This window comes from Paenarthrobacter sp. RAF54_2, from assembly GCF_052113945.1.
GTDB lineage: Bacteria > Actinomycetota > Actinomycetes > Actinomycetales > Micrococcaceae > Arthrobacter.
The window spans coordinates 38,863-65,808 of record NZ_JBFRDV010000029.1 but is presented as its reverse complement, the minus strand read 5'-3'; the positions used below and the strand labels follow the sequence as shown (position 1 = coordinate 65,808).

The 26,946-nt window shown below is 60.6% G+C and carries 20 protein-coding genes; 9 read left to right on the top strand and 11 right to left on the bottom strand.

The window, feature by feature from the left end:
• The 4 genes from AB4Y87_RS22485 to AB4Y87_RS22470 form a co-directional block, all read right to left on the bottom strand.
• Nucleotides 1-474 (bottom strand): aldehyde dehydrogenase family protein (locus AB4Y87_RS22485; protein WP_442006474.1); only part of this gene is annotated, 474 nt, incomplete at its 3' end.
• A 63-nt stretch (nucleotides 475-537) separates the two neighbouring features.
• Complete coding sequence (locus AB4Y87_RS22480; protein ID WP_442006473.1) at nucleotides 538-2,223, bottom strand: thiamine pyrophosphate-dependent enzyme; 1,686 nt, start codon at nucleotides 2,221-2,223, stop codon at nucleotides 538-540.
• Between the two features lie 62 nt (nucleotides 2,224-2,285).
• Nucleotides 2,286-3,593 carry a dihydrolipoamide acetyltransferase family protein gene (locus AB4Y87_RS22475; protein ID WP_442006472.1) on the bottom strand — a complete coding sequence of 436 codons (1,308 nt, stop codon included), beginning with the start codon at nucleotides 3,591-3,593 and terminating at the stop codon, nucleotides 2,286-2,288.
• 27 nt (nucleotides 3,594-3,620) lie between these two features.
• A complete protein-coding gene (locus AB4Y87_RS22470) occupies nucleotides 3,621-5,837 on the bottom strand; it encodes an alpha-ketoacid dehydrogenase subunit alpha/beta (protein WP_442006471.1) in 2,217 nt (738 codons plus the stop codon).
• Nucleotides 5,838-5,988: 151 nt separating this feature from the next.
• On the opposite strand from AB4Y87_RS22470, the gene AB4Y87_RS22465 reads away from it, so the two are divergent.
• From AB4Y87_RS22465 to AB4Y87_RS22435, 7 genes are all read left to right on the top strand, one after another.
• Nucleotides 5,989-6,660, top strand: coding sequence for a GntR family transcriptional regulator (locus AB4Y87_RS22465; protein WP_442006470.1), 672 nt, complete (start codon nucleotides 5,989-5,991; stop codon nucleotides 6,658-6,660).
• Nucleotides 6,661-6,682: 22 nt separating this feature from the next.
• Complete coding sequence (locus tag AB4Y87_RS22460; protein WP_442006469.1) at nucleotides 6,683-7,234, top strand: VOC family protein; 552 nt, start codon at nucleotides 6,683-6,685, stop codon at nucleotides 7,232-7,234.
• Nucleotides 7,235-7,449: 215 nt separating this feature from the next.
• Nucleotides 7,450-8,820: an MFS transporter gene (locus AB4Y87_RS22455; protein ID WP_442006468.1), complete on the top strand. Its 1,371-nt coding sequence runs from the start codon at nucleotides 7,450-7,452 to the stop codon at nucleotides 8,818-8,820.
• 240 nt (nucleotides 8,821-9,060) lie between these two features.
• Complete coding sequence (locus AB4Y87_RS22450) at nucleotides 9,061-10,521, top strand: MFS transporter (protein ID WP_442006467.1); 1,461 nt, start codon at nucleotides 9,061-9,063, stop codon at nucleotides 10,519-10,521.
• 203 nt (nucleotides 10,522-10,724) lie between these two features.
• On the top strand, nucleotides 10,725-12,362 hold the full coding sequence (locus tag AB4Y87_RS22445; RefSeq protein WP_442006466.1) for an AMP-binding protein: 1,638 nt from the start codon (nucleotides 10,725-10,727) through the stop codon (nucleotides 12,360-12,362).
• Entirely contained in the window at nucleotides 12,359-13,141 is a 783-nt protein-coding gene (locus AB4Y87_RS22440; protein ID WP_442006465.1) for an enoyl-CoA hydratase/isomerase family protein, read from the top strand. The genes AB4Y87_RS22445 and AB4Y87_RS22440 overlap by 4 nt, the downstream gene beginning before the upstream one ends.
• A 12-nt stretch (nucleotides 13,142-13,153) precedes the next feature.
• Complete coding sequence (locus tag AB4Y87_RS22435; protein ID WP_442006464.1) at nucleotides 13,154-13,936, top strand: SDR family oxidoreductase; 783 nt, start codon at nucleotides 13,154-13,156, stop codon at nucleotides 13,934-13,936.
• A 46-nt stretch (nucleotides 13,937-13,982) separates the two neighbouring features.
• On the opposite strand, the gene AB4Y87_RS22430 is transcribed toward AB4Y87_RS22435, so the two are convergent.
• Both AB4Y87_RS22430 and AB4Y87_RS22425 read right to left on the bottom strand, forming a co-directional pair.
• Entirely contained in the window at nucleotides 13,983-14,609 is a 627-nt protein-coding gene (locus AB4Y87_RS22430) for a TetR/AcrR family transcriptional regulator (RefSeq protein ID WP_442006463.1), read from the bottom strand.
• A 162-nt stretch (nucleotides 14,610-14,771) separates the two neighbouring features.
• On the bottom strand, nucleotides 14,772-16,502 hold the full coding sequence (locus AB4Y87_RS22425) for a CocE/NonD family hydrolase (RefSeq protein WP_442006462.1): 1,731 nt from the start codon (nucleotides 16,500-16,502) through the stop codon (nucleotides 14,772-14,774).
• Between the two features lie 306 nt (nucleotides 16,503-16,808).
• On the opposite strand from AB4Y87_RS22425, the gene AB4Y87_RS22420 reads away from it, so the two are divergent.
• Entirely contained in the window at nucleotides 16,809-17,189 is a 381-nt protein-coding gene (locus tag AB4Y87_RS22420) for an ArsR/SmtB family transcription factor (protein WP_442006461.1), read from the top strand.
• The gene (locus tag AB4Y87_RS22415) at nucleotides 17,186-18,871 is read left to right on the top strand and encodes a SulP family inorganic anion transporter (RefSeq protein ID WP_442006460.1); all 1,686 of its coding nucleotides are present in this window, start codon (nucleotides 17,186-17,188) and stop codon (nucleotides 18,869-18,871) included. Before AB4Y87_RS22420 ends, AB4Y87_RS22415 begins: the two co-directional genes overlap by 4 nt.
• Nucleotides 18,872-18,916: 45 nt before the next feature.
• Here AB4Y87_RS22415 and AB4Y87_RS22410 read toward each other — a convergent pair whose 3' ends face one another.
• The 5 genes from AB4Y87_RS22410 to AB4Y87_RS22390 all read right to left on the bottom strand — a co-directional run bounded on the left by AB4Y87_RS22410 (nucleotide 18,917) and on the right by AB4Y87_RS22390 (nucleotide 26,883).
• A complete protein-coding gene (locus AB4Y87_RS22410; protein WP_442006459.1) occupies nucleotides 18,917-19,405 on the bottom strand; it encodes a pyridoxamine 5'-phosphate oxidase family protein in 489 nt (162 codons plus the stop codon).
• A gap of 170 nt (nucleotides 19,406-19,575) precedes the next feature.
• Nucleotides 19,576-20,556, bottom strand: coding sequence for an ABC transporter substrate-binding protein (locus AB4Y87_RS22405; protein ID WP_442006458.1), 981 nt, complete (start codon nucleotides 20,554-20,556; stop codon nucleotides 19,576-19,578).
• Nucleotides 20,557-20,615: 59 nt separating this feature from the next.
• Nucleotides 20,616-22,649 carry an ABC transporter permease gene (locus AB4Y87_RS22400; RefSeq protein ID WP_442006457.1) on the bottom strand — a complete coding sequence of 678 codons (2,034 nt, stop codon included), beginning with the start codon at nucleotides 22,647-22,649 and terminating at the stop codon, nucleotides 20,616-20,618.
• The gene (locus AB4Y87_RS22395) at nucleotides 22,649-23,686 is read right to left on the bottom strand and encodes a quaternary amine ABC transporter ATP-binding protein (protein ID WP_442006456.1); all 1,038 of its coding nucleotides are present in this window, start codon (nucleotides 23,684-23,686) and stop codon (nucleotides 22,649-22,651) included. Before AB4Y87_RS22395 ends, AB4Y87_RS22400 begins: the two co-directional genes overlap by 1 nt.
• 593 nt (nucleotides 23,687-24,279) lie before the next feature.
• Nucleotides 24,280-26,883, bottom strand: a complete 2,604-nt coding sequence (locus AB4Y87_RS22390) for a GH32 C-terminal domain-containing protein (RefSeq protein ID WP_442006455.1) — start codon at nucleotides 26,881-26,883, stop codon at nucleotides 24,280-24,282.
• Between the last annotated feature and the right edge of the window lie 63 nt (nucleotides 26,884-26,946).

The window sequence follows — 26,946 nt, the reverse complement described above, 5'->3', positions numbered from 1 at the left end:
TTTGTGCTGGACCAGGATCTTGTTCTTGCCTTCGGGCGTGGTGAGGTACCGGCCGTAGTCGCGGACGGTTTCTTCGGAGAACCAACGCAGGAACTCAGCCCCGTACGTCACTTCGCCGCGTGCTTCGGGCAGGGGTTTGCCCATTTCCAAGGTCATCAGCAAAGCGAAGTCCTCAGCCCGTTCAGTCACCAAGTCAAAGGCCCGGCGCAGGATCTCGGCCCGGGTCCGCGGCGCGGTCCGTGCCCAAGAGGCCTGGGCGGCGTCGGCGGCGTCCAATGCGGCGATCGCGTCCGCACTGGTGGCGGAGGCGAGGGTGGCGAGCACCTCCCCGGTGGCGGGGTCGTGCACATCGAACGTGCCGCCGTCGGACGCGTCCCGCCACTCACTGCCTATCAGGAGGCCGGTAGGCACGGACGCGAGGAGCGCGGCTTCGCGTTCAGATGAAACGGCAGGGGAAAGCGCAGAAACTGTCATGAAGGGAAGTCCTTAAAAGTTGAGGGTTGGAGCGGCTCAAGTGAGCCGATGGCGGATGGGTGGTTAGTAGGCTTTGACTCTCTGCTCAACCACCAGATGGATGAGCGCAAACACGCGGTCCTCGTCTATGGCTTTCAGAGCAGCCTTGATGGCTGCAGGAATGTCAGCATCAAGTTCCACCTTGATCCCGAAGCCGCCAAAGGCCTGCGCCATGAGCGCGAATTCCGGGTTATTCAACTGGGTCCCTGACACCCGCTCCGGGTAGTGACGTTCCTGGTGGGTGCGGATGGTGCCGTACTCCTGGTTGTCCATGACGATGACCAAGGGAGTGGCGCCGTATTGGGCGGCTGTCGCGAGTTCCTGGCCATTCATCAGGAATTCGCCGTCACCGGCAATGGTCACCACACGCCGGCCTGGGTATTCCAGGGATGCGGCGATGGCGGAGGGGACCGAGTAGCCCATGGAACCGTTCCGGGCACTGATCATCGAGGCATACCGCTGGGTGGGGAAGTAGCGATGGGCCCAGTTGGTGTGCTCCCCGGCACCGAGGGTCACCATGGCGTCAGCGGGTAGCGTGGGGACGAGGTTGGCCATCAGTGTATCCATCCGTGCGGGGCCAGCCGACGGCGTCGCCGGGGGCAGGCTGGCGAAGGCTTCTTGCTCCCCGCGCATTTTCGACGTCCAGTTCAGCCATTCATCCTTGACGGGAAGATCTATCTTTGCCAGGTCACGGATAAAGACGTCCGGTTTGGCCAGGATTTGGTAGGAGACCGGACCCGAGCGGCCACGGAGCGAGGGGTCGATGGTGACAAGGAAGTTCTTTTTTGCCCAGTCCTGGCGGCAGAGGAATCCATTGGTAATAACATCCCCGGGAACCGTGCCCACAAAGATCAGCAGGTCGGTTTCTTCCAGCAGATCATAGGTGGGGCGGGGCCGACCGTACCCGATGGGGCCTACATAGGACGGCGAATCGAAGGGGATGGTGCCCTCGGTGCGCCATTCGGCCGCGGCCGGGATGTGGTGCTTTTCCAGCCAGCGCGTGAGCTGGTCCGCGCCTTCCTGGGTCCAGTCGTTCCCACCTGTCACAAACAGTGGCTTGCTGGATGCGGCCAAGGCATCGGCCAGCGCGGCGGCGTCCACGGTGGTCATTCCGCCGGTGGCGACAGGGATGGCTGGATGGAGTTCCGCGGGGATCTGCTGGCGGATAACGTCTTCCGGCAGGCCAACAACGACGGGACCGGGGCGCCCGCTCATCGCCGCGAACAAGGCTTCGGCAACGATTTCGGAAGCGCGTGCCGCGTGGTCCAGGACCATCACGCGCTTCGCGCCGGTATCGAACCAGGCCTTAATATCGAATTCCTGGAAGGCCTCGCGATCCCTGTGGGCGAAGGGGATCAGCCCCACGAACAGAACCATGGGCGTTGAGTCCTGCCATGCTGTATGCAGTCCAACATGGGCATTGGCGGCGCCGGGTCCACGGGTAACCATCGCGATCCCCGGCAGCTGGTTCATTTTCCCATCAGCCTCGGCCATGTATGTGGCACCACCCTCATGGCGGCAAGCGATGGTTTCGATGGGGGAGCCGTGGAGCCCGTCAAGAACGTCAAGAAAGCTCTCGCCCGGCACCACATGCGCCCGCTTGATGCCATGGGCGGCCAGCGTATCAACGATGATATGGCCAGCGGATTTGAGGGATGGCTGCAGCACGGCCTCTTGCAATTCGTGGTGCTCGGCTGTTACTTGAGTCATGGATAGGACCTTTTCGCTGGATGCCGCGTCTTTGCGCAACACGGTTCAGTTGGTGGATGGGACTACAGGAGAATGCTGAGGGGGTTCTCTATGCGCGCCTTGAATGCTGCCAGCAACTGGGCTGCCACCGCGCCGTCGATAACACGGTGGTCTGCGGAGAGGGTGCAGCTCATGACCGTGGCAACTGCCAACTGGCCGGAGCGCACCACGGCGCGCTGTTCCGCCGCACCGACGGCCAGGATCCCTGCCTGGGGCGGGTTCAGGATGGCCGAGAACTCCCGTGTTCCATACATGCCCAGGTTCGTGAGGCTGAAGGACCCACCGTCGAGTTCTTGCTGCCGGATCCGGCCGGCGGCGGCACGTTCTTTGTAGTCACCCATCAGCCTGCCCACAGAGCTGAGGGAGAGGTTTTCCAGGCCGCGGACCACCGGTGTCAGCAGGCCGTCCGTGGTCGCGATGGCCACGGAGACATCGACAGTGGAATAGCGGCGGATGGCGTCGCCTTGCCAGGAAGCATTTGCAGCGGGCACGTCCACGAGGGCGCCTCCCAAGGCTTTCAGAACGAGGTCGTTGACGGTCGTTTTCTGTCCCTGGGCGGGCATGTCCTGATTGATCTGTTTGCGTAAGGCCAGGAGCGCGTCCATTTCGACGTCAATGGAGACATAGAAATGGGGAACGCTGGTCTTCGACTCGGTCAGCCGCCTGGCAATGGCCCTGCGCATGCCGGAGAGTGGTACGTCCTGGAAGTTTTGCGCTCCCGTCTGCGATGAAGCCAGTGGGGGAGCGGGAGCGGGTTCTTGCGCCCTGGGGACGGGCTGTGAGCCCACTGCTTGATGCCTTCCGGCAGCTTCAACGTCCCCGCGCAGAATCCTGCCGTTGGGTCCGGAACCCTCCAATGCTGAGAGGTCTATCCCCATTTCTTTTGCGAGCTTTCGGGCCAGGGGTGACCCGAAGATGCGCGAGCCCGGTCCTTGATTCTTGCTGGACGCTTCAGGGCTGGAGTCCGGAGCCCCATGCCGCGGATCCCGGGTTGTTGGGGCTTCAGTGTCCGCCGGAACAAGATGCTCTGTAAGGCTGTGCGAGGCGCCGCCAGCGGAGGCGATCTGATTGTCGATGGACGCCTCATCTTCCCCGGCTTCCACGAGGACGGCAATGGGCTCACCGACACCTACGGAAGTTCCAGGCTGTATTAACAGCCTTCCTATGGTGCCCGGAAACTCAGCCTGTAGCTCAACAGTGGCCTTTTCAGTCTCAATTTCGGCGATGGGCTGTCCGGCGGCGATCGTGTCGCCTATTTTCACGAGCCAGTCCTGGAGGGCTGCTTCGGTGGCGTCTGCGACGACGGCCGGCATGGTGATGATGGTTGCCATGGTGAATATCCTTTGATGGGAGCCGGTTCAGGAACGGCCGAGGTTGCGGGCTATTTCGTCAAAGCCGGCAAGGACGTCGTCGATATCGGCATTGGCGGCAGCCTCAAGGACTTTCGATATGCTCGGCGCCGCTTCCCTGCCCGTAACTCTTTGAACGGGCTGGTCGAGGTAGTCGAAGAATCTGCGTTGGATCTCGTCGGACAGCCAGCCGCCATATGAGGTGCCCCGGGCGCCTTGCTCGACGATCAGGACGTTGTTGGTTTTCTGGATTGAGGCGCCGATCGTGTCCCAGTCCAAGGAGGCTCGGTCAAGCCACCGGAGATCAATGATTTCGGGATCGAGATCCATTCGCTGCCCGGCAGCCCGGAGGGAAACGTCCACCATGTTCAGGTAGCTCAGTACGGTGACGCCTTCGCCTGCGCGACGCACGGCAGCCTTGCCAACGGGCAACTGGTAGTCGAGATTTCCAGCGGGTATGTCTCCCTTGGTCCCGTAGAGGTCGACGTGCTCAAGCACAAGCACCGGGTCCTGGAGTTCCAGCGCAGTATTCATCAGGCCGATGTAGTCGTGCGGAGTTGACGGCGCTACGATTCGCCAGCCCGGGTTGTTGGCGAAGATACCTGCCGGGTCCATGGAATGCTGGGAGCCATAACCTGCTCCCATTGCAACCTTGGAGCGCAGAACCACGGGCATCGCGGACTGGCCGCCGAACATGTGCCGTGCCTTGCCGATCTGGTTAAAAATCTGGTCAGCGGCGACCCACAGGAAGTCCGAGTACATGAACTCAACAACTGGTTTGTAGCGCCCTGTCATGGACAGTCCGCCTGCCAGGCCTGCGAAGGCGTTCTCACTGATAGGCGTCCCAAGGACCCGGTCGGGATAGGCGTCCTTCAGCCCGCGGGTTGCCCCGTTGGTGCCGCCCTTGAGCCGGTGAACGTCCTCGCCCAGGACCAACACACCCGGGTCAACGTCCATCCGGCGCCCCAGTACATCTGCAATTGCATCTACGAAGCGGCGCTCCTCGGTCCCGGTTTCGGTGCCTTCTCCGGAGGTTGATCCTGTCAGCGCAGGTTCGCTCCTGATGTCCGTGTCCACCCCTGTGGGATCGGGCCAAAGCGTCGGGCGGATGCGGCGGGCGCCTTTGGTGCTTTCCGGGTCCTTCTCCGTAATTCCGTCCACAATCCGGGTGATGTGTTCTGTGATGTGCGAGGTGAGATCGCTCAGTTGTTCATCGGTGAGGAGTCCGCGCCGGGTCATCTCGACGGCCAGCTTGGCCAGCGGGTCGCGATCGCGCCACTGCTTCTCCTCCTCTTTCGTCCGGTAGCCGAAGGCGCTACCGGGGAACGGGCCGTTCTGATGGAAATAGCGGTAGGTTTCCGCCTCGATGAGGGTTGCTCCCTTGCCCGCGCGCATGTGATCCACGGCTGCCTTCTGGGCAAGGTAGACGGCGAGGGGATCCATCCCGTCCACGCGCCAGGATCTGATTCCGAAGCCAGGGCCACGGGCCGCCAGCCGAGGTTCACCGGTCACGTCGGCAACATGGGTCGAAACGGCATACAGGTTGTTCTCGATGTAGAAGCACAGTGGCAGGCGCCAGGCAGCGGCAAGATTCAGCGTCTCCAAAGTCGAGCCTATGTTTGAGGCGCCATCACCGAAATAGGTCACGGTGACCCCCATGCCGCCTGCCGGCCCGTCGCCGTCGTGGATTTCTCCGTCATGGCGCTGTGCCCAGGCGTTGCCTGCGGCAAGCGGCACTCCGCCACCCACGATCGCGTTCGTACCCAGCGCTCCGGCCTCAAGCCACTGCAGATGCATTGAGCCGCCCCGACCACCGCTGAAACCGGCTTTGAGACCCAAAATCTCGGACATCGTTCGTCGGATGAACTCCGTGACTTGGTCGTTCTTTATCCCGTCGATGATCGACATGCCGTTCGGGGACAGGTAAGCAAGACCCTTTGCCAGGAATTGGTGATGGCCTCGGTGCGTGCCGTTGACGCCGTCGGCGCCCCTCAGCGCCAGAATGGATCCCACGGCGGCACCCTCCTGACCGATGCTGGAGTGGGCGGGGCCGTGTACGAGGCCCTCACCTGCCAGCTGCAGGACAATTTCCTCGAAAATTCGAATGGTGTGCATCTGCACCAGCATGGATTCGAGCAGCTCCGGAGCTGCCTCGTCCCAATCTTTACGGGTTGTCCGCAGCTCTATGCACTCTGTCGAGTAGGTCAAAGGCGTGGTGGTTGACATCTATGGCTCCCAATGGGCGAACGTGAATGGCTTTGAGGCGTTCGTACAACCATAGAGGGGCGAATGGATCCAATGCAATGCCTACGACCGCGTTTTTCACGCCAAACATCATCGAATGGATCCATTGCCGCTGAGTCCGTATGCTGTAGCTATGGCCATCGAAGCTGTTCTGTTGAAGAAGTCGGGTGCTGCAAGTCAGCGCATCGCAAACGAATTGAGTCAGAGGATTCTCGACGGCGATCTCGCACCTGGCACGAGGATCCGCCAGGAGCAGATTGCGGAAGAGTTTGGCGTGAGCAGGCTGCCGATTCGGGAAGCGTTGCGCATTCTTGAATCGCATGGTCTCGTCACGCTGGTCGCCTCCTCGGGTGCCTGGGTCAGCTCAATGAACCTCGCTGAGTGCCAGGAGACGTATCTGATTCGCGAACGAATTGAGCCGCTTGCGTTGGGGCAGGCCATTGACAGCGTCAGTGCCGAAACCGTGGATCGGCTCAGCGAGCTGGCGGAGCAGATGGAAAATTGCACGGTGGTGGAGGACTTCGTTGAACTCGACCGGGAGTTCCACCTGTTGAGTTTTCAGGATGCGGGCATGCCAACCTTGTTGGAGATGGTCGAGAGACTCTGGAATACCACCCAGCATTATCGGCGCGCGTACGTACAGCTGATCGGTCCCGAGGGGCTCGGAGACACGAATTTGGAGCATCGGCTCCTCGTGGCAGCAATCCGCCGGCGTGACATCCGCTCTGCAGAGGAACTGCTGGCGATGCACGTCCGCAAAACCCGCATTGCGCTGCTTGATCACCCAGAGATATTTGATCGCTAGAGACATACGGCTGGAGAAGTAGATGAATCTGGACGCCGAACAGCAAAACGCCCCCATCGAACGAAGCGGGCTGCCGGGCATCCGTGGGACAGACCACGTTGGATTCACGGTGCCCGACATGCAACAGGCACACGAATTCCTCGTTAATGTCATTGGATGTCAGCATGTTTACTCCTTGGGGCCCTACCCGCGGGATCCCGTGTTGATGCGGACCAAGCTCAACGTCCATCCGGAGGCAACGCTGGTGGAAATACGCTTCTACCGCTGCTTCAATGGATCCAATTTTGAAGTCTTCAACTATTCCTCGCCGGATCAACGCTTGGACCAGCCCCGCAACAGCGACATCGGAGGTCATCACCTCGCCTTCTACGTAGAGGATCTCGATGTAGCTGTCGACTACCTCAAGGGTCACGGCATCCAGGTGCTTGGGGACCCGACCCTGAGCTCCGGCGCGAGCAAGGGGCAGCGTTGGGTTTACTTCCTGGCCCCGTGGGGGATGCAATTCGAGCTCGTGTCCTTTCCGCAGGGAAAAGCCTACGAGTCGCAAACCCCGCTGCGGCTTTGGATGCCATAACGAGGGTTGCCCTGCGGTCGAGACTGCTCCAAGACAAACACTGAAGTATCGCAATACGAGAGTTTAAAACTTAAGGCGAAAGTTTTCCTTGACGCCGCATGTTGGGCCGAAGTAGCGTCGGCATACCGACCTGATCGATGAAGAGAATCTTCAGGCCGGACCCCACTTGCAACCCTGCTACGCTTTTGCACCGGCGAAAACACCCAGGAGAACTTATGCGGACGACGAAGTCCCAGGCCCTGCTGACAAATCAATCGATCGGGGAGAAGGACGCGTCTATCGTCCTACCCGCAGAAACCAGAAAGTTCGGACCAGAAGAGAAGAAGCTGTTGCGCCGTACTGTCGCCGGTAGCGTCGTTGGCAACATCATCGAGCAATATGATTTCGTCCTGTACGGATCGGTGGCCGCGCTGGTCTTCGGAAAACTGTTCTTCCCGAGCTTCGACCCGACTGCAGCACTACTTGCATCGTTTACCACCTACGCCGTCGGCTTCATTGCCCGGCCTCTTGGCAGTTTGGCAGCGGGACATGTTGGCGACCTGCATGGCAGGAAACGGGTCTTGGTGGCCATGCTGCTTATCGCAGGCCTTTCAACCACTGCTATCGGGCTACTTCCGACCTACGCCGCAATCGGCTTTTGGGCGTCCATGTTCCTCGTGATGCTGCGATTCGTGCAGGGCTTCTCCTTCGGAGGCGAGTATGGCGGTGCCATTCTGATGGTGAGTGAGACCGCGCCGCCGGAAAGGCGCGGTTTTTATACAGGGTTAATTCCGGCATCCTCCGCGATCGGCGGACTGCTGTCCACCGGCGTGCTCTTCGCTTTGAGTTTCATGCCAGCTGAGACCTTCGAAGCGTGGGGATGGCGGGTCCCGTTCCTGCTGTCGATCATCCTCGTGGTGACGGGTCTGATTATTCGGCTGCGCTTGAAAGAGACCCCGGTGTTCAAAGCCGCAGAGGCGCAGGGTAAGACCACCCGCAAACCCATCCTGGAAGTCATGAGGACCAACCCCAAGGAGCTTCTCCTCGCAGCGGGAATCAGTTTTGGATTCGGCACGCTCGCGTACATCCTCGTGACCTGGTTGCTCAGCTATATCACCATCGGCCTCAAGCTTGACGCGGGGGTAAGCCTTATCGCTTTGACCATCGCTTTCGTCTTCTACGGCCTCAGCGACTGGGTCAGCTCAGCAATCTCCGACAAGGTGGGTCGTCGACCGGTCATACTCGCAGGGGGAATTGCCTTCGCTCTCTGGGCATTTCCTATGTTTGCCCTGGTTGACACCAAGAACCCGGTATTGATCACGGTGGCAATGACAGGTGGCACTATCTTGGCCGGTATGATCTACGGCCCGCTGGCCTCGTTGATCAGTGAGCTCTTCGCTACCAAATTCAGGTACAGCGGTGCTTCGATGGGTTACCAATTCGGACAGACCCTGGGCGGCGGGTTCTCGCCACTGATCGCAACGGCCCTGTACGCAGCAACGCTGGCTTCCTGGTCCGTCGCGCTCTATCTGGTGGTGGCCGGGGTCATCACAGCAGTGTGTGTGTTCTTCCTGACGGAAACCAAGGGCCGAGACCTCACACACTGACCGTCAGCCAACTGTCGCCGACTCTGCCCACCCGGACGCTGCCGCGGACAGGGCAGAGCTCGGACCAGAAGTTGGTTGGCGCATATTCGGGGGTTGTTGACGCGGACGGCTATGGCTTGGCCATGGGCCGGGCACTAGCCTTAATCAAGAACGGATCTGTGCGAAAAATTATCGCACTGCCATTAGTTCGCAGAATTCTTCCGTGCGAGCCGCACACGGAGATAAAGGAAATGAGTTTTCATGACGACAGAGAGTTCTGAGGGCGTCGGGTTTCGGTCGCGGCGAGGACCTATCCTCATCGCCTTGAYGCTCGCAACGGGTCTGGTGGCGATTGATTCGACGATTGTTGCGACGGCGGTTCCTTCAATTGTGGGTGACGTCGGCGGCTTCACGTCTTTTCCTTGGCTCTTTTCCGCTTACCTGTTGGCGCAGGCTATCTCGGTGCCGGTCTACGCGAAGCTCTCAGACATGGTTGGGCGTAAACCGATTATCCTTTGCGGTATCGGACTCTTCCTGCTCGGATCGATCCTCTGCGGAGTAGCCTGGAGCATGCCCGCCCTCATAGCATTCCGGGTTCTTCAGGGTCTGGGCGCCGGAGCAGTCCTGCCGATGGCCATGACCATCGTGGGTGATATCTACACTGTGGCCGAACGGTCTAAAGTGCAGGGCTACCTTGCCAGTGTTTGGGCCCTTTCCTCGGTTGTTGGCCCAACCTCCGGAGGCGTGTTCGCCTCGCTGGGCATCTGGCGTGGGATCTTCTTCGTGAACATTCCACTTTGCCTCTTGGCGGGTTGGATGCTGATTCGCTCGTTCCACGAGAATATTGAGCGGGCCAAGCACCGTGTGGACTTCCTGGGGGCGGGCCTGCTGTCACTTTCCCTGAGCCTGCTCATTCTTGGGGCACTCGGCGGTGGCCAGTCATGGGCCTGGAACTCTCCCATAAGTATCGCGATATTTGCTGCCGGCTCTGTCCTGTTCGCTGCGTTTGTGCTTGCCGAAAGGAGGGCAACGGAGCCGATACTGCCTGCGTGGGTAGTGTCTCGTCGGCTGCTGGCGACGACGGCGATGACCTCTTTTGGCGTCGGTGCGGTCATGTTCGGCCTCACCTCCTACGTTCCCACGTACCTTCAAGGAGCCACCTCGACCTCCCCAATCATCGCGGGGCTCGCTTTGGCTGCCCTGACCATCGGTTGGCCGATCAGTGCATCCCAGGCGGGTCGTTTCTATCTCCGCATCGGGTTCCGGAGGACCGCCCTGATTGGTGTCACGATCACGGTCGTGAGTACAGCTGTTCTTGCTCTGACTGCATCCGCGCCCAACATTTTTGTGGTGGCTGCGGGCTGCTTCGTCGTCGGGCTTGGCCTGGGGCTGGTGGCGACCCCGAGCCTCATTGCCGCCCAAACCAGTGTCGAATGGAATGAGCGAGGCGTAGTTACCGGTACCAATCTTTTTGCACGTTCGATCGGCAGCTCTGTCGGCGTCGCCGTTTTCGGGGCTGTCGCGAACGCGATATACGCCCGCGTTCCGGGCGGAGATTCTGATCCCCAGACAATCGTGACGGCATCTACCGCTGTATTCATCGCCGTGCTGGTCAGCGCCATACTCACTGTGGTCGCCGTTATCGCCATGCCCTCGGTCAACGGCGAAAGCAACACACTCGAGGCATCGGCCGAGGCCAGGGCGGCCTCTTCATCTGGTTAGGAACGAATCGCTGTATAGACCCGAATCAAATTCTTGCGCTGAGCGCCCGACCCCCTCGTCGAGGGGGTCTTTGCTTTTAACGTGTGCTCCTGATCGTGGGAACCCCAGCGGCAAGGAACGTGCAGGCCGTCCAGGCACTCGACAAATACTATGATTCGAACTACGATACGAACGTACCAAAAAACGTACTCAACAGATCAAGGGTGATCACATTGGACGTAGACCTCTTCACCGATATCAGCGGCCCCTATGTGGACGAAAGTGCGTGTGCTGCCTGGCTTCTCTGCGACCGCCATGATCCGGAGTCAACGGCCTACACGGTAGTCGAAGACAACGGAGCGGCAAAAGCGGTCACTTACGGCGAACTCCACAACGAATCGATCAGGCTTGCCAACGGCTTTCGCGACCTCGGGGTGCAGTCCGGCACCCGCGTCGCCACTCTTCTCCACAAGGGCCCCGAACTTGTGACCACAATGCTTGCGGTATGGCGACTGGGCGCGGTGTACGTGCCGTTGTTTACCGCCTTTGCAGGCAAAGCGGTCGAATTTCGGATCCATACGGCACAGGTAGGCCTGGTTATTACGGACACAGCCCAACGCGGGAAGCTTCCGGACCTCACGGGGAGCCCCATCAAGGTCGTCGTTGTCGATGGAGCCGGCGAGCCCGAAGATGTTGACTACCAAACGTTGCTGGCTAGCGCTTCCACCAAAGACCTGGAGGCTTTTGTTCAGGGTCCCGATGGCCCGCTCGTCCACATGTTCACATCCGGTACAACGGGTTCCCCCAAAGGTGTCATTCATCCGCTGCGACAGGCCGCAGGATGGCACAGCTACCTTAAATACGGGCTCGGAGTCGCCAGCGACGACGTGTATTGGTGCGCAGCGGACCCTGGATGGGCCTACGGCCTATATGCCGGAATCGTTGCCCCGCTCGCGAATGGGACGGGGGCGATCCTGCAGGCCGGAGCCTTTGGGCCCACTGCTGCATGGAAAATCATCGAGAACCTGGGAGTCACAAACCTGACGGCGGCCCCCACCGTATACCGGGCGCTACGCACTCATTTCCCGGTCCTCCCATCGCGCACCCGTCTGAAGCGCCTGTCAAGTGCGGGTGAACCGCTCACGCCGGAGGTCAACGTATGGGCAGGGGAACAGTTGGGCCTGGAGGTCCACGACCACTTCGGCCAGACAGAAGTTGGTATGGTCTTCGGCAACGTCCACCACCCCGCGATCGCCCGCAAGGTTGTCCCGGGATCCATGGGCTACCCGCTTCCCGGATGGGCGGCGACGGTGCTTGGTGAAGACGAGGCCATGGAACTCGCGCCGGGCGTGATGGGCCGGGTGGCCATCGATGTCGCGAAGAGTCCAGCGATGACATTCCGAAGCTACCAGGACCCCTCGCAGACAGCATCGCGATTCACCCGCGATGGGCGCTTCTATCTCTTGGGCGACCTCGGCCATCGGGACGCTGATGGAGCATTCCATTTCGCATCCCGCGATGACGACGTCATCATCATGGCCGGCTATCGGATCGGCCCGTTTGAGATCGAATCGATGCTCAGCGAACACCCGGCCGTCGCCGAAAGCGCTGCGATCGCCGCTCCCGACGCGGATAGGGGAGAAGTGCTGGAAGCCTATGTCGTACTCAGTGATGGGTGGGAGCCGTCTGACGCCCTCCGGCAGGACCTTCAAGGATTTGTGAAAAGCCATTATGCCGCTCATGCATACCCCCGATCCATCCACTTCATCCAAGAGCTTCCGAAGACACCCAGCGGCAAAATCCAACGCTATGTCTTGAGGCAGCAGCGACGTTCCGAGGTGGAGAAGGCAGGGCAGCTGTGACGTCCCAGCATCTCCAAGTCGAACAACGGGGAGCGGTCCGGTGGCTCTTCCTGAACCGCCCAGCCCAGCGCAACGCCATCAATGGCGCCTTAGCGAACGCCTTGGCCGCTCAAGTCGACGATATCGCCCATGATCCAGGGACGGCCGTCGTCGTGCTGGCCGGGAAAGGCAAAAGTTTCAGTGCTGGCGGGGATTTCCGGCATTTCCTTGCACTTGAGGACGAAAGCGAAGCCGGCGTGGTGGAATTCCTCGAACGTCTTTCGAACGTCGTCACGACTATAGAGCGAAGCTCCAAGCCCTGGGTCGCAGCTCTCCACGGACACGCAATCGCCGGCGGTCTTGAACTCGCTTTAGCCTGCGACGTCGTCATTGCTGCTGAAGGAACACTGGTCGGCGACGGGCACCTGAACAATAAGCTAACGCCCGGGGCAGGGTCCAGCGTTCGGCTGGAGCGCGCTGTTGGAAGGAGCCCGGCACGGTGGATGCACCTCAGCGGTCAGCCCATGACAGCGGAAGCATTGCGACCAACTGGCTGGCTGCATGACGTGGTGCCATATCAGCAGTTGCACCTGAGGGCCGCCGAGGTCGCTGCCCAGCTCGCCGCCAGGGACTCGCCGGCGCAGCAGAATCTCAAAAACCTGCTTTCGTCGATTGTCGAACTCGACGATTCAGACGCCCTTGATCTGGAACTCGCAGCATTCCAGGCCAATTGGCGTGACAACAATGTTCCAGATGCGCTCCACCAGTTCCTGGCAGCACGCGGGCTCAACCAGAAGTAGGAGACACACGCCTTGAAAACCCACAAGACCCCGGTGACCGACCGATATATAGGCAGGACCGTGGCGATAACAGGGGCTGCGCAAGGCCTTGGATTGGCTATGGCCAGCCGCTTTGCAGCGGAGGGTGCTTCCTTGGCGCTGGCCGACGTCAACGACGTATTGCTCAGCGAGGCCATGAACCAGATCCAGGTCCACGGCGACGCCACCGTCAGCCAGAATGTGGTTGACGTGACGGACTCGTCCACGGTGAATGGATGGATCTCGGAAGTGGAACAAACTCAGGGAGCAGTCGATGTGCTGGTGAACAACGCTGGGATCATCCGGGACAACCGCATCGAGAAAATCAGCGACGCGGACTGGGACGACGTGGTGGACGTCAGTCTGAAAGGTGCCTTTTACTGCTCGCGTGCCGTATTCCCGGGGATGCGGAAACGCCGCTACGGCCGGATCATCTCGTTTTCGTCGATGTCCTGGAGAGGTAACTTCGGACAGTCCAACTATGTAGCAGCCAAGGCTGGCGTGGTGGGGCTGACGAGAACCCTTGCCCTGGAAGGGGCACGAGACGGTATAACTGCCAACGCCATCGCGCCCGGGCTCATTGAGACGCCCATGCTTGCATCAATGAACGATGCAGCACGGAATCTCCTCATCAAAAAGGTCCCGATGATGCACACGGGTGACCCCTCGGACATCGCGGAAGCAGCAGCCTTTCTGGGCTCCGAGGGAGCGGCATTCATCACAGGTGTAGTTCTCGATGTTGACGGAGGCATCTCGATCGGCTCCTCCATACGTTGAACAGACCCCGATGCGGGGAAGGTGCTCGCCCACCTTCCCCGCATACTTACTGGGGCTTAGCCGTCAATCCGTGGATGACGAGCTCGCCGATTTCCGTGAACGCCTCACCTGCAGTCAGTCCCGTCGCCTCCAGGAGCTCGCCGGACTGCACACCGTCAATCAGCAAAGAAATGGCTTGTCCAGCCAGGGCTGCATCTGCGGCCCGGAACGCTCCCGAGGCCACACCATCTTCGATCATGCCTTGAACTTTTCGGGCAGCGGCACGGGAATTCAACCGATAGATCGCCGCGGTTGGCTCATAGGTAATCATGTCGAGGTAAAAGGCGCGCGAATTACGACTCATGGCGGAGCCGACACCCGCAAGATAGCGAATTATCCGGTCTGCGGGATCCTCGACAGCGGTAATTCCAGCCTCTATGGCTTTGGTAGACCGTTCAAAAAAGTGCCTTGTAACTTTTTGGATGATCTGCTCGCGGCTGCTGGCCACTGAGTAGAGCGTAGTTTTGGAGCATCGAAGCCGGCTGCAGAGTTCCTCGATCGTCAAACCGCTGAATCCCTCAGCCAAAAAGAGAGCCTCAAGCTCCACCAGTAATTCCTGGCTCCTGGACCCGTCGTCGGTCTTGCGGGATCGACGGGCGCGGCCCGTTGCCGAAGTGGCACCTTGAGGCATCATGTGACGAGCCCTCCTTGTCTGAGCTTGGGAGTACGAACGTATCATGTCCCGTACACCTCAGTTCTTCCTTGGCGCCTCGGCTTGCCGCCGTGCCCTCCCAAACTGTTAACCGGCCGCCGTCGAACATTGAATGTTCGACGGCGGCCGGGGCTCGGGCGGTTCCTAGCGGTTGATGACCGGCAAGACCAGCCGGCTGGGGTGTTCGGATCCATGCATGATCCGGTTGGTCGCTACTATCGCCTGATCCAAAGACTCCTGGGCGATAAAGCCTCCGGTGTTCGTATTCCGGTCGTACCGGGGGAAGTTGCTGCTGGAAATATCGAGCCGGATGCGGTGACCGGGCAGGAAGACGTTGGAGGTCACCGCCATCGGTACGGTCACCTCGTACACCTCACCGGGGGTCAGGGGCGCGGGGTTCGACAGGTCGTTCCGGTAGCGCAGACGCAGGATGCCGTCGCAGAGGTTGATTGCGCGTCCGTCGGGAAAGACGTCAACGAGTTTGGCGGTGATATCCGTGTCCACGGCGCTTGAAGAGACGAACACCTTGAGCTCCACGTGCCCGGTCACTTCAATGGGCTCCTCGAGGACGGGTCCGGTGTAGCAAAGGACGTCGGATCGGCCATCCACAACCTTCTGGTCAACTGGTCCCACCAATCCCGGCACACTCGGAAGAAGGGCGCCACCGGCGGTGGGCAGTGGATCACGTGGATCGTACTGGAATTCGTCGTGGCCCGCCATCGAGGATGCCGCGGACTGGAGGGTGCCATCGCCGTGGCGGGTGTTGGCCGACCCGCCACTATGCAGGTGGTAATTCGTGTAGGACGTGTCGGGGAGCGGCCAATCCTGCTCATCCCGCCATTGGTCGATGCCCATGACGAAGATCCGCACCCTGGGCGCGGGGGACTCGGGTGCGAGACCACGGAGCGTCTGGTTGAAGAAGGCGATATGCGACTCGGTGACGTCGCCAGCGCCAAGGATCCCGAAGTGCCTGTCTGCGAACTGCCCGGTGGTGCTGACGTGTTCCCATGGTCCGATTATCAGGCGGGAGTCCTCGCGCGCTGTCTCGGATGCACCCTGTGTGCGGACCCTAACGAAGTCGGAGACTGTTCCGTTGATCTTGAGGTCGTACCAGCCGCCGGTGGCCAAGACAGGAACCTCCACCGAACTGACCAGGGGCGACCAGTCCTGGGCGGCCCAGTAGCCGTCGAAGTCGGGGTGGGCCAGCCAATCGTCGAACCAGCGCCCCTTCCCAATCACCGGCAGATCAGCAATGGGCGTGGCATCGTTGAGCGAAAGCGGGTTCAGCAGTGAGCCGCCGAGCTTCATCAGGGCGGCGGGGTCAGTCGTCTTGCCACTCGCCAGGTCCCGTTGTTCTTCGCTGGCATACATCATGGCATTCCACAAGGTGTCAAGGCTCAAAGATAGGGCGCCACCCCTTGAGTACCAGAGCTCTGAGTACCAATCCGTTGCTGCCATGGTGGGGGCAATGGCTTTCAGACCCGGCGTTTCCTTGATGGCCAGGGCCCACTGGGTCATTCCCGAGTAGGATGCCCCATACATACCGATGGTGCCGTCTGACCATCCCTGCCGGGTGATCCACGCTGCTGTGTCCTGACCATCAGCGATTTCGTTGATCTTAGGCTCGAACTCACCCTCAGAACCATAGGTTCCGCGCGCGTCTTGAAGGACGACTGCATATCCTGCGTTCACGAGTGCCATCAGGCTGGGAACACTCGTTCCCGGCCCGCCGTAAATGAATGGCATCCGTTTGCTGTACGGAAGCCGCAGGAGCAGCGTCGGCGCCGTTCCCTCGAGTGGGCGCCAGATGTCAGCAACGAGGGTCACTCCGTCCCGCATCGATATCGCAACGTTCGGCTCATAGATGTGCTTCATGAGTCTCTCCTTTGAGAACTCGAACTATCAGCGCTGGCGTACGCCTCCGCTGTGTCCTGTCGTGGTCAACGTGAATGTTTTGCAGTGTGCCTGGAATGAGGCATGGCGTCAGCGGGTGAAGCGGGGGCAGATAGTGCCAACGAGGGTACGATACTTGATACGAATTACCCTTAAAACGTATCACAAAGCACGGGGAGCGCAAGAGGGGTGATTTGTCTGGCGCGCGCAGTTTGCTTACCGCTGTTACACTGAATGATGAAACCATCAATCAGTCAGGCGGCTCCCATCATGGGGCGAGAGGCAAGCATGGATGAACTTTCAGATTTCCGGGCGCCTCTGTATGAGGTGAAGGCCAACCTCTTCAAAGGTTTGGCGCATCCAGTCAGGATCAGGGTCTTGGAGTTGCTGAGCGCAGCTCCGGAGGTATCGGTGACCGACATGCTGGCCGAGACTGGTCTGGAAGCATCCCACCTGTCCCAACACCTGTCCGTGCTGCGCCGCTACCACCTTGTCACCGGTGAACGCCGTGCGTTGCAAATGTTCTATTCGTTGGCCTACCCGCAGGTCGCAGAACTGCTGGCGGTGGCCCGGCAATTGCTACATGACATGCTGGACACCACCCGCGAACAGCTTGAACATTCGACGGCGAACCTTTCTGCGTCAGCCCCTTCCGGCGCCCCGCGATGACCGCCCTTCGCGCGGCCCGGGCTCTGCTGCCGTCCTGGCGGGACTATGCGGAACTTCCCCGGTCGTGGAAGGGGGATCTCGTTGCCGGGCTTACCGTTGGAATCGTTGCGCTGCCCTTGGCTCTGGCTTTTGGAGTCAGCTCCGGGGCCGGAGCGGCCAGTGGACTGATTACCGCGGTAATCGCCGGAATTGTTGCGGCTGTTTTCGGTGGGTCCAATATTCAGGTATCCGGGCCGACCGGCGCCATGGTGGTTGTCCTGGGCCCGGTTATCGCAGCTCACGGCATCGGCGCGTTGGCGGCGGTGTCGGTCCTTGCCGGGGCCATCGTCATCGTCGCTGGTGTCCTTAAACTCGGCCGCGTGGTGACCTTGCTGCCTTGGCCGGTGATCGAAGGATTCACCCTGGGCATCGCGCTGATCATCTTCCTCCAGCAGGTGCCCGCTGCATTCGGAGTGCACGCGGGGCCCAGCAGCAACGCGGCTGTCTCGGCTTTCCAGGGGCTGGCGACGACGTCGCCGGCCGCCTTGTGGGCTCCAGTGGCTCTGGTGGTCCTGGTAGCAGTGATCATGGTCGCCGCACCGCGGATCCATGCGCAGATTCCCGGTTCCCTCCTCGCCATCATCGTGGCCAGCGTCGCTGCCCAGGTTCTGGACCTTCCGGTGGCGAGGATCGGCGCACTTCCTGGCGCGCTGCCGTCCCCAGTCGCCCCCGCCCTTGACTGGGGCACTGTGGCAGCGCTGGCAGCCCCGGCCGCAACGATCGCAGCGCTGGCTGCGATCGAGTCACTGCTTTCTGCACGGGTCGCCGCCTCGATCTCTGACACCGGTCCCTATGATGCGGACCGCGAACTCCTGGGCCAAGGCCTGGCCTCTATCTGCTCCGGGTTTTTCGGCGGTATGCCTGCCACCGGTGCAATCGCCCGTACAGCAGTGAACATCCGCTCTGGCGGCCGGACCCGGCTGTCCGCCGTCATCCACGCCGTAGTCCTGCTGGCCGTTGTCTACCTTGCTACGGGTCCAGTCTCGCGGATTCCGCTCGCTGCTTTGGCCGGTGTCCTGATGATCACCGCCACCCGCATGGTTTCCGTGGCCACCCTGCGCAGTGTGATCGGGTCCACGCGGGCAGATGCTGTCGTTTTCTTTGTCACTGCCGTGATCACCGTGTCCTTTGACCTGATTCAGGCCGTGGCCATCGGCATCGCCGTCGCGTCCTTCTTTGCCCTGCGCACGATGGTCAAGTCCAGCGGGGTGCACCGTGAGGAAATTCCCGGTCCTGTCCAAGACGGGGATGAACACATTGCCGTGTTTCGACTGGATGGGGCGTTGTTCTTCGGCGCCGCCGAGCGTGTTCTGGAACGCGTCAGTGCTATCCGCAACGTTGACGCAGTCATTATCCGCATGTCCCAACTCCAAGTCCTGGATGCTACTGGGGCGCGGGTCATCACCGACATCGTCAATGCACTGGAACGGCGCGGAATCACAGTGTTGATCAAGGGAATCCAGGCCCGGCACCTTGCCTTGGTCACGCGGGTGGGAGTGCTGGAATCCCTACGCCACCACAAACACCTGTTCGAGGACCTGGCCCCGGCCGTCGAGCACGCGCGCAGTCATGTCGCCCGGGCGATGGCCGCCCGCGCCGCGGAGCAAGCCGGCGCACCTCCAGGACGACGGTCCGATCAATGATCATGAACCCCTTCGCCGGCCTGAGAAGGCCTGTCCACTGAGGATCTATTCGAATGAGGCACGTCGGGCATCATTTGTTTTGGTTTGCCACACGTCGGGTGGGTTGACCTTGAACCGCCGGCCTGTCAGGGCGCGGGGTACCAGTCGGATGTAGTTATCCTTGGGGCCAGGTTGCCATGGTTCAAGTCCCAGCGCATCGACCTTCGCTGTCTCGTCGGGATCTGTCATGAGAATTGTTTCACCGCGGGCGACGACACTCCAGGCTTCCGTTGTCGCGGCGTCGTACCCATCGATTTCCAAAACCCCGGGCCTGGACGCCATTGCTCCCCACAGTTTCCGTCCGGGGCTGCTGCGGAAAACGATGTGACGGTCAAAGAGAACGTAATTCACCGGGAAGATTTCGGGGTGGTCATCCACCACCAGGCCAAGGCGGCCTATTGTCGCCGCAGCCAGCAAATTCCAGCACTCGTTAAAGGACAGCGACGAGTCATGACCTTCAGAGGTTCCGTCGTCCAGCGTTGGGGAATCATTCATCTCAGACCTCACATCTTCCTGTGGTTGGTTCCGGAGCTGTCGCTTCCAACAATGCCTTGTGGGCTGGTTCGGTTCAATGGCCAGGTTCCGGCCGTTTAGTGTTCCCGTCCTGTACCGAAGAAAAGTGCGACGGCGGCACTCGCCCGAGTGCCGCCGTCGTCCGGTTCCTTCTAGCTAAGCCAGGACGTCACCGTTTGCTGGTGCGCGTCCACCCACTTTTTGGCTGCGGCTTCAGGCGTCATGCCGCCCTGGATATCCGTGGCAACTGAATTTTGGTCATCATTGGTCCATTTGAAGCCCTTGGCCAGTTTGGCTGCAGGTGAGCCGCTGTCCGCGAACTTCTTGGAAATGACCTTGTTGAGGGTATAGGTCGGGTAATCGCAGGCGACCTTTTCCGCGTCGGTATCGCAGCCCTCGGTCCAGGCCGGCAGGGCGACCTTCTTAAGTGGAACCTGGGACAGGAACCACTGTGGCTCATAGAAGTAGCCCAGCAACGGCGTCTTGTTTTGCTCCGCCGTCCGGAACGACTGAATCAGGGCAGCCTCCGAGCCGGAGAACACCACCTTGTAATCCAGGTTCAGATTCTTCACCAAGGCTTCGTCGTTCGTGACGAAAGCGGGGTCGCCGTCCAGGACCTGGCCCTTTCCGCCGGACTCGGAAGTAGTGAACATCGAGGCGTACTTGTTCAGGTTCTTCCCGTCCGTGATGTCCGGGTACTTCTCTGCCATCCATGGTGGTACGTACCAGCCGATGTGGCCTTCATTGCCGGTGGCACCGGCATCTACAGCCACCTTCTGATCCGTAATGTACTGCTTGGTGAGGTCAGCATGGCCCCAGTTTTCCATGATCACGTCCACCTCACCGGAGGCGAAACCCTGCCAGGAAATCTGCTCGTTCAGGTCCTTCTGCACCACAGTGCAGCCAAGCTGGTTTTTCGCTACATAGCTGTACACGGCGGCATTGGCCGTATAGCCGACCCAAGCGTTCATCGCGACACTAACAGCTCCGCAGGGTGCATCCCCGCCACTTGCGGGGGCGGCGGCCACCTGGTTCACGGAAGCACCCCCACAGCCTGTCAGCAGCAAAGCGGCCGCGGCGACTCCTGCCATCAGCGGGATAGTTCGTTTCAACAGCGGTGGGACTTTTTTCATTTGTCGGGTCTCCTTGTTGGGGGTGGGAGTATGGCGGGCTGGATTGTTGTTTTGAGCGACTAGGTTGAGGGGGTCTTGGCCGAGGCAATTTTCCGTATCGGGGCTGCCGCTGCAGCCTGGGTCATCCTGTCAAGCAGGATGCCGAGGAACACGATGGCAAGGCCGGCGGCCAGGCCCTTGCCGAACAGGGAACTTTGGACAAAGCCGGCGACGACGTCGTACCCGAGTCCGCCTGCACCGACCAGGGCACCCACGACCACCATGGCAAGGACGTAGATCAGCCCTTGGTTGGCGGCGAGTGCCAGGGATTTCCTGGCCATCGGCAGCTGGACCTTGGTAATGACCTGCCATGGCGTTGATCCGCTGGAAATGGCAGCTTCAAGGACGGTGGGGGAGATCGCTGCGATGCCGTCGGCGGTGATTTTGATGGCGACAGGAGCTGCATAGATGATGCCTGCGATGATCGCCGTGAAACGGGTAGCGCCGAATAGTCCCAGGAACGGAACGAGGTAGACGAACGCTGGCATCGTCTGGCCGGCGTCGAGTATTGGCCGCAGGACTTGGTCCACCCTTTGCGAACGGCCCATGGCGACGCCGAAGACCACACCAAGGACCATGACCAGYACGGTGGCCACCAGCGTTCCTGCGAGGGTGACCATGGAATCGCTCCATAGGCCGAGGTAGATGATGACACCAAGGCAGGCGGTGGTCACGGCGGCGAGCTTCCAGCCGCCCAATGCGTATGCCGCCAGGGCAATGACGCCCACGAGGATGTAGAAAGGCGTGTCCGTGAGCAGGGACTGGAACGGGTTAAGGATGCCAGTGGTGATGGATTCCCGCAGGGACACCGTGAACAGGGACAGGTTGTTCTGCATCCACTGGCTTGCGGAGCTTACGGCCTGAACGATCGCCGGGCCGATGTTGAAGTCTTTGGGGAAAGCCGCGGCCCACAATGAGCTCCTGGACAACTGGACCATGACCAAGGTCAGGCCCAGCGTGACGCCCAAGAGTATGTATCGATTCCTGCGGGAGATTCGTCCGTTCCGGGCAGCGCCGGGTTCCGCACGGCGGCTGGCCGCAGTGGTCACCCGGTCCAGCACGATCGCCAGCAGGACGATGGAGAGGCCGGCATTTACTGCAGTGCCGACGTCGAGCGATTGCAACGCGCGGACAACAACCTGGCCAAGCCCTGGAGCGGCAATCAGTGCCGCAATAGTAACCATGGATAGAGCCGCCATGGTGCTTTGGTTGATTCCCATGACAACCGTCCGCCGGGCCATGGGAAGCTGCAGGGTAAGCAGCCGCTGGAGGCCCGTTGTACCCAGCGAGTCCGATGCCTCCCGGGTGTTCTCCGGGATGCTCCGGATGCCGTGGGCCGTAAGGCGGATGACCGGAGGCGCGGCGTAGATGACGGTAGCAATGACGGCCGAGGCCGGGCCGATGAGGAAGATGAGTGCCAAGGGTGCCAGGTAAACGAACGTGGGCAGCGTCTGCATGAAGTCCAGCACCGGCGTGATGACCGTAGCAACCCGGGTGGAGACGCCGGCGAGGATACCGAGCGGGATTCCGACCAGTAGTGTCAGCAGCACCGCGGTGAGGACCAGAGCGAACGTGTAAGTGGCCTCGACGAACAGACCTTGGAAGCCGAAGAAGGTAAAGACGACTACCGTCAGGAGGGCCACGCGGGCGTTCCCGACTGCGAATGCAATCCAGCCAAGCAGTCCTACGGTTCCAAACCAGCCAATTTCTGGCAGTCGCAGACCGGTGGAACTTGCGGCAAAGAGCGTGATGAAGAGGTTGGCGACGTTGTCCACCACTGCCCGCAGGGGCGTGAAGACATACAGGAAGATCGGGTTGTCCGCGCGGTTGGCAGCGACCCAGGCGTTGAACTGGTTCAGCGAACGATGCAGATCAGTCAGCTCGGAGGCAGGCAAAGTCAGAGTTGACGTCCCGTGCAGGATCAGAAATCCCAGGATCCAGACGACGCCCGCGCCCACCAGCAGAACGGTGCGGCGGCTGGGACGGCGGCGCGGTTCCTTGACAGGGGACGATGTTGGCTTGACCTTTTCCTGGTCCCGGACAAGCGTAGTCATCAGGCCGCTGCTTCCGCTGGCTGCAGCACTGAGAGGATGCTGTCACGGTCGATCTGCCCGATGATCCTGCCTGTTTCGTCCTCCACGAGGACAGGGCAGGAGGAATGCATCACCGCTGTTATGGCGTCCCGGATGATCATCCCGGAACTGAGGACCGGAGCATCCAGGGGCGTTCCATCCGTCACGGGACGGATGATCCACTTCAAGGTCAGAACGTCCGCGCGGGGAACTTCGGACACAAAATCCTGAATGTACTTGTCGGCGGGGGATCCCACTAACTCATCCCCGGTGCCGCACTGGACCATCTCGCCATTGCGCATGATCAGGATGCGGTCACCGAGCTTGAGTGCCTCGGAAAGGTCATGGGTGACAAAGACCATGGTCTTACCCATTTCCTTGTGGAGCCGGATGACCTCGGCCTGCATGTCACGCCTGATGAGGGGATCCAGTGCCGAGAAGGGCTCGTCGAAAAGGATAGTGTCTGGATCGCCAGCCAACGCCCTGCCGAGGCCAACGCGCTGCTGCATCCCGCCGGACAGTTGGTCCGGATAGTGCTGTTCGTACCCCTTCAGTCCAACCAGTTCAATGATTTCCCGAGCCCGGCCGTAGCGCTCGTTCTTGGCCGCCCCACGGATCTGCAGCCCGTAGGAGACGTTGTCCAAAACCGTCCGGTGGGGCAGGAGTCCGAAGTGCTGGAACACCATGGACATTTTGCGCCGGCGCAGTTCCCGCAGCTCCCCGACGCCTGCCTGCAGGACATCCTTGCCGTCCACCATTACCTGCCCTGACGTGGGTTCGATGAGCCGTGTGAGGCAGCGGATAAGGGTTGATTTGCCGGATCCCGAAAGACCCATGACTACAAAGACCTCACCCTTTGCGACGTCGAAACTCAGGTTTCGGACGGCCGCCACGCAGCCCGAGGCTGCCAACAGTTCAGCGGAGCTAAGGGACGAAAGCTGAGGATCGCCAGGGACCTTTTCGCCAGCGGCGCCAAAAACCTTCCAGAGGTTCCGTACTGAGATGTCGGGGCTGTTCATTGCTGTACTCCTGCTTATGGCGGCTCGAACCAATGGCCGGGCTTCGAGTGGACGTTTTGGTGCTTGTTCTTTCGCCGAAGTCAACCCACTCGGCTTGGGGAAGGCTGGGTTACATCGACGCCATGCTCCAGACGCCCGCGGGCAAATCCTTGCGCGATGTCGCTAGGGCACTGTGAATCTTCTTGCTGCGAACGGGCTTGATCTACATGCGGCTGGTTGTGCATGCATCAACATCACCCGTAATACGCAACAGTGATGTATCTCACTCAGCCTGTCAAGGTTTGGAAATAAATAAAAACGATGGCCAACAGCTTCGATGAGTCTGGGCATCAGAAAGGCCCTGGGGTGCCTGCTGCCGGCGAGAGTGTCGATTGTTCGAACTAAGGCTGCCAGCGAGCAAGGTTTCAACACGAACGTCCAGCCACCAGGAGCGAGGCTTGCGCGGTCCAAATAATTGGCGGGCTGGGTGCGTAGCCAAGGGAAAAGGTCACCTTGAGGGAAGCTGCTTTGTGACGGTACCACCGCGTCGTATTACGGCAATGACGTAGTGGGTCCCCGGACTGCACTGTTGGCAGCCAGGGGACCCACGGGTGCTACTTCTTTCCGGAAAGGAACATCGACTGTTCCATTGGCGTCACGGTCAGCGACTTCAGCTGCGCGGTACCGCCTTCTGCAAAGAGTCCCATCTTGTCGGCTCCGGCGTTCGGGAACACTTGGTCGGTGATGGTCTGCAGGCCGTTGCCAGTGAACACCTCTACTGATGAGCGGTCCACGTAGATCCGAAGGGTGACATTGCCCTTAGTGTCGAGGGCGACAGGGGCGTCATCCACGGAAGAGAATGCCGAGTGGAAAGCGGTGTTTCCGGACTTTGTTCGGTCAACGAAGATCTTTCCGGTCATGGCGTCGTAGCCGATGATGGTGGAAGAGCTGCCGTCGCCCAGTACGGTGATGCCGGACTTCTTCGCGGTGCCGGGGGCGAAGGTGATGTCCACACGCTGGACCTGGCCCGAAGTCGACGCCGGCAGCGACGTTGTTCCGGTCGCGACGGCGCCGCCCTTCTTATCGGCGTAGCTGGGCTTTTGCGCGAGATCGTCCACTTGCTTGACGGCGCTCTGGGTAAGGCGTGGTCCGTCAGGTGTCTGGGTCAGCTGCACATCGCGGGGCAGTGACATGGCGCTGCGCCACGGGTTGGTAGGGATGTCGTTGGCATAGTCCCAGTTATTCATCCAGCCCACCATGACCCGCTTGTTGTCGGGCATGTTCGCGAAGGAGACGGCCGCGTAGTAGTCGCGTCCGTAGTCCAGCCAGTCATAGGACTCCAGACGGGACGTCGCTGCTGCGGAGCTTGCGGTGAACTCGTCCGCGAGTATGTGCCCCCAGCCGAACCTGTTGTTATCGACAACCTTGATTTGTGCCTGCTGCCCAACGAATTCCTTGACATTCCATGAGGCCCAATCCAGGGTTTCACTGTCGTTGCCTGTGGCCGTACGAACCACCTGTCCGTTGACTACCAAGTTCACCGTTTCTTCATCGGACCTCGGGACGGCGGGGGTGTCGGTGAGCATGACGTGGTCAAGGGTCAGGTGACCCCACCCGCCGGTAGCTTGGTCAACCACCCGCAGCTGTGCATTCTGGCCCGCGAATTCCGAAACGTCCCAGCCTTTCCAGTTCAGCAGTCCGGCGTTATCGCCCGCCAGGGAGCGGACGACATTGCCGTTGATGAGCAGCTGGACGGCCAGGGTCTGACCGGAGTCCGCCGAGCGGTGGCCGCCCCCAACGAGCATGCTCATGAAGTTCTTCGTGATGGGGAACTCAGGGGATGTCAGGGTACCCTGACGGTCATCACCGGGTACGGTGCCGGTTTCGAACGTGTTGATTCGTTTGGCGCCAAGGTAAAAGTCCCCACCGCTGGTGGCCGGCTGGAAGTTGGGGGTCAGGTCTCCTGTGCCGGTCCAGCCGGCATCGGCCAGCGTTGTGCCATCTGGTACCTCGAAGCCGTCAAACTTGAGTTCTCCTGGGGGCGGGGTGTTGTCCAGCTTGTCGGAGACGCGAGGGTGCTTGCCGCCGCCTATGAGGAAATTCAGGTAGTCGTCGGTCACGGTAAAGGTTGGTGACTGCATGGAACCCAGTGGCCAGTCGCCGTCGTTGAATGAGTTGATCAGTCCTGTGCCGCCAAATTGGGTCACCGGATTTTGACCGGGCAGGGAACCGGCGGCGGGAGCGTCGCCGAAAGGGCCGTTCTTCCAGTTGCCGGGTTCGTTGTTGACGGTCCAGCCGCTGTAGGTGCCGTCGTTGAAGCCGGCCAGGACAGTGCCGGCCGGTGCCGCTGTGGCTGGTTTCGTGGTTTCGGAGGTGAACGTGGTGCCGTCGAAGTTGCCCACGAAGTACTGTCCAGCCGAGCCTCCGGCGACACCGCCGGGGTTGATGTTGACGACCATGACCCACTTGATGTTGTTCGTATCCCCATCCACCGCGAGCGGGAACATATCAGGGCATTCCCACTGGCCGCCGCTGGCGTTGGCGGGTCCGAATTCGCTGAGGGCAGTCCAGTCCTTGAGATTGCCGGATTTGTACAGGAGGACCTTGTGATCCTGTGATTCGACTGCGGTCATGACCCAATATCCGCCGCCGGACGGGTTGTCGTACCAGAAGACCTTCGGGTCGCGGAAGTTTGCTGAATTGCGGTTCAGCACAGGATTGCCGGAGTACTTGGTCCAGGTCTGGCCGTCATCCAGGCTGTACGCCAAGGACTGGGCCTGCAGGCCCCGGTTAGGGGAGGGCTCCTTGTAGGCACTGGTGTAGACGGCCACCAGCGGGGGGTTTTCCTTCGTCCCGAAGCCGGTTGTGTTGTCCTTGTCAACCACAATGCTGCCGGAGAATACATCTTCCTGTGCGTCGGTTGAGAGAGCGAGGGGCTGCTCCTGCCAGTGAACCAGGTCCTTGGACGTCGCATGGCCCCAGGACATGTTTCCCCACGTGTTGCCGGAGGGGTTGTGCTGGTAGAAGAGGTGGTAGACACCTTTATGGAAAATCATCCCGTTGGGATCGTTCATCCAATTCTTCGCGGGTGTGTAGTGGTAAGCAGGCCGAAATTGCTCACTTCCCACCTCTGGTCCCGCGGAGGCTGGTGTCACACCAGCCATGACGCCCGTAAGCGTCAGTCCCGCCAACGTAAACGCAGACGTTGCTACCCGCATGCTTTTGATCTTGAGTTTTCTCATTGTTTTTTTCGGTCGCCCTTCATCGCGGCGTGCCTATCC

Coding starts and splice junctions, on each gene's coding strand:
- AB4Y87_RS22480 (WP_442006473.1), bottom strand. CDS start 2,223: ATGACTCAAGTAACAGCCGAGCACCACGAATTGCAAGAGGCCGTGCTG.
- AB4Y87_RS22475 (WP_442006472.1), bottom strand. CDS start 3,593: ATGGCAACCATCATCACCATGCCGGCCGTCGTCGCAGACGCCACCGAA.
- AB4Y87_RS22470 (WP_442006471.1), bottom strand. CDS start 5,837: ATGTCAACCACCACGCCTTTGACCTACTCGACAGAGTGCATAGAGCTG.
- AB4Y87_RS22465 (WP_442006470.1), top strand. CDS start 5,989: ATGGCCATCGAAGCTGTTCTGTTGAAGAAGTCGGGTGCTGCAAGTCAG.
- AB4Y87_RS22460 (WP_442006469.1), top strand. CDS start 6,683: ATGAATCTGGACGCCGAACAGCAAAACGCCCCCATCGAACGAAGCGGG.
- AB4Y87_RS22455 (WP_442006468.1), top strand. CDS start 7,450: ATGCGGACGACGAAGTCCCAGGCCCTGCTGACAAATCAATCGATCGGG.
- AB4Y87_RS22430 (WP_442006463.1), bottom strand. CDS start 14,609: ATGATGCCTCAAGGTGCCACTTCGGCAACGGGCCGCGCCCGTCGATCC.
- AB4Y87_RS22425 (WP_442006462.1), bottom strand. CDS start 16,502: ATGAAGCACATCTATGAGCCGAACGTTGCGATATCGATGCGGGACGGA.
- AB4Y87_RS22420 (WP_442006461.1), top strand. CDS start 16,809: ATGGATGAACTTTCAGATTTCCGGGCGCCTCTGTATGAGGTGAAGGCC.
- AB4Y87_RS22415 (WP_442006460.1), top strand. CDS start 17,186: ATGACCGCCCTTCGCGCGGCCCGGGCTCTGCTGCCGTCCTGGCGGGAC.
- AB4Y87_RS22410 (WP_442006459.1), bottom strand. CDS start 19,405: ATGAATGATTCCCCAACGCTGGACGACGGAACCTCTGAAGGTCATGAC.
- AB4Y87_RS22405 (WP_442006458.1), bottom strand. CDS start 20,556: ATGAAAAAAGTCCCACCGCTGTTGAAACGAACTATCCCGCTGATGGCA.
- AB4Y87_RS22395 (WP_442006456.1), bottom strand. CDS start 23,686: ATGAACAGCCCCGACATCTCAGTACGGAACCTCTGGAAGGTTTTTGGC.
- AB4Y87_RS22390 (WP_442006455.1), bottom strand. CDS start 26,883: ATGCGGGTAGCAACGTCTGCGTTTACGTTGGCGGGACTGACGCTTACG.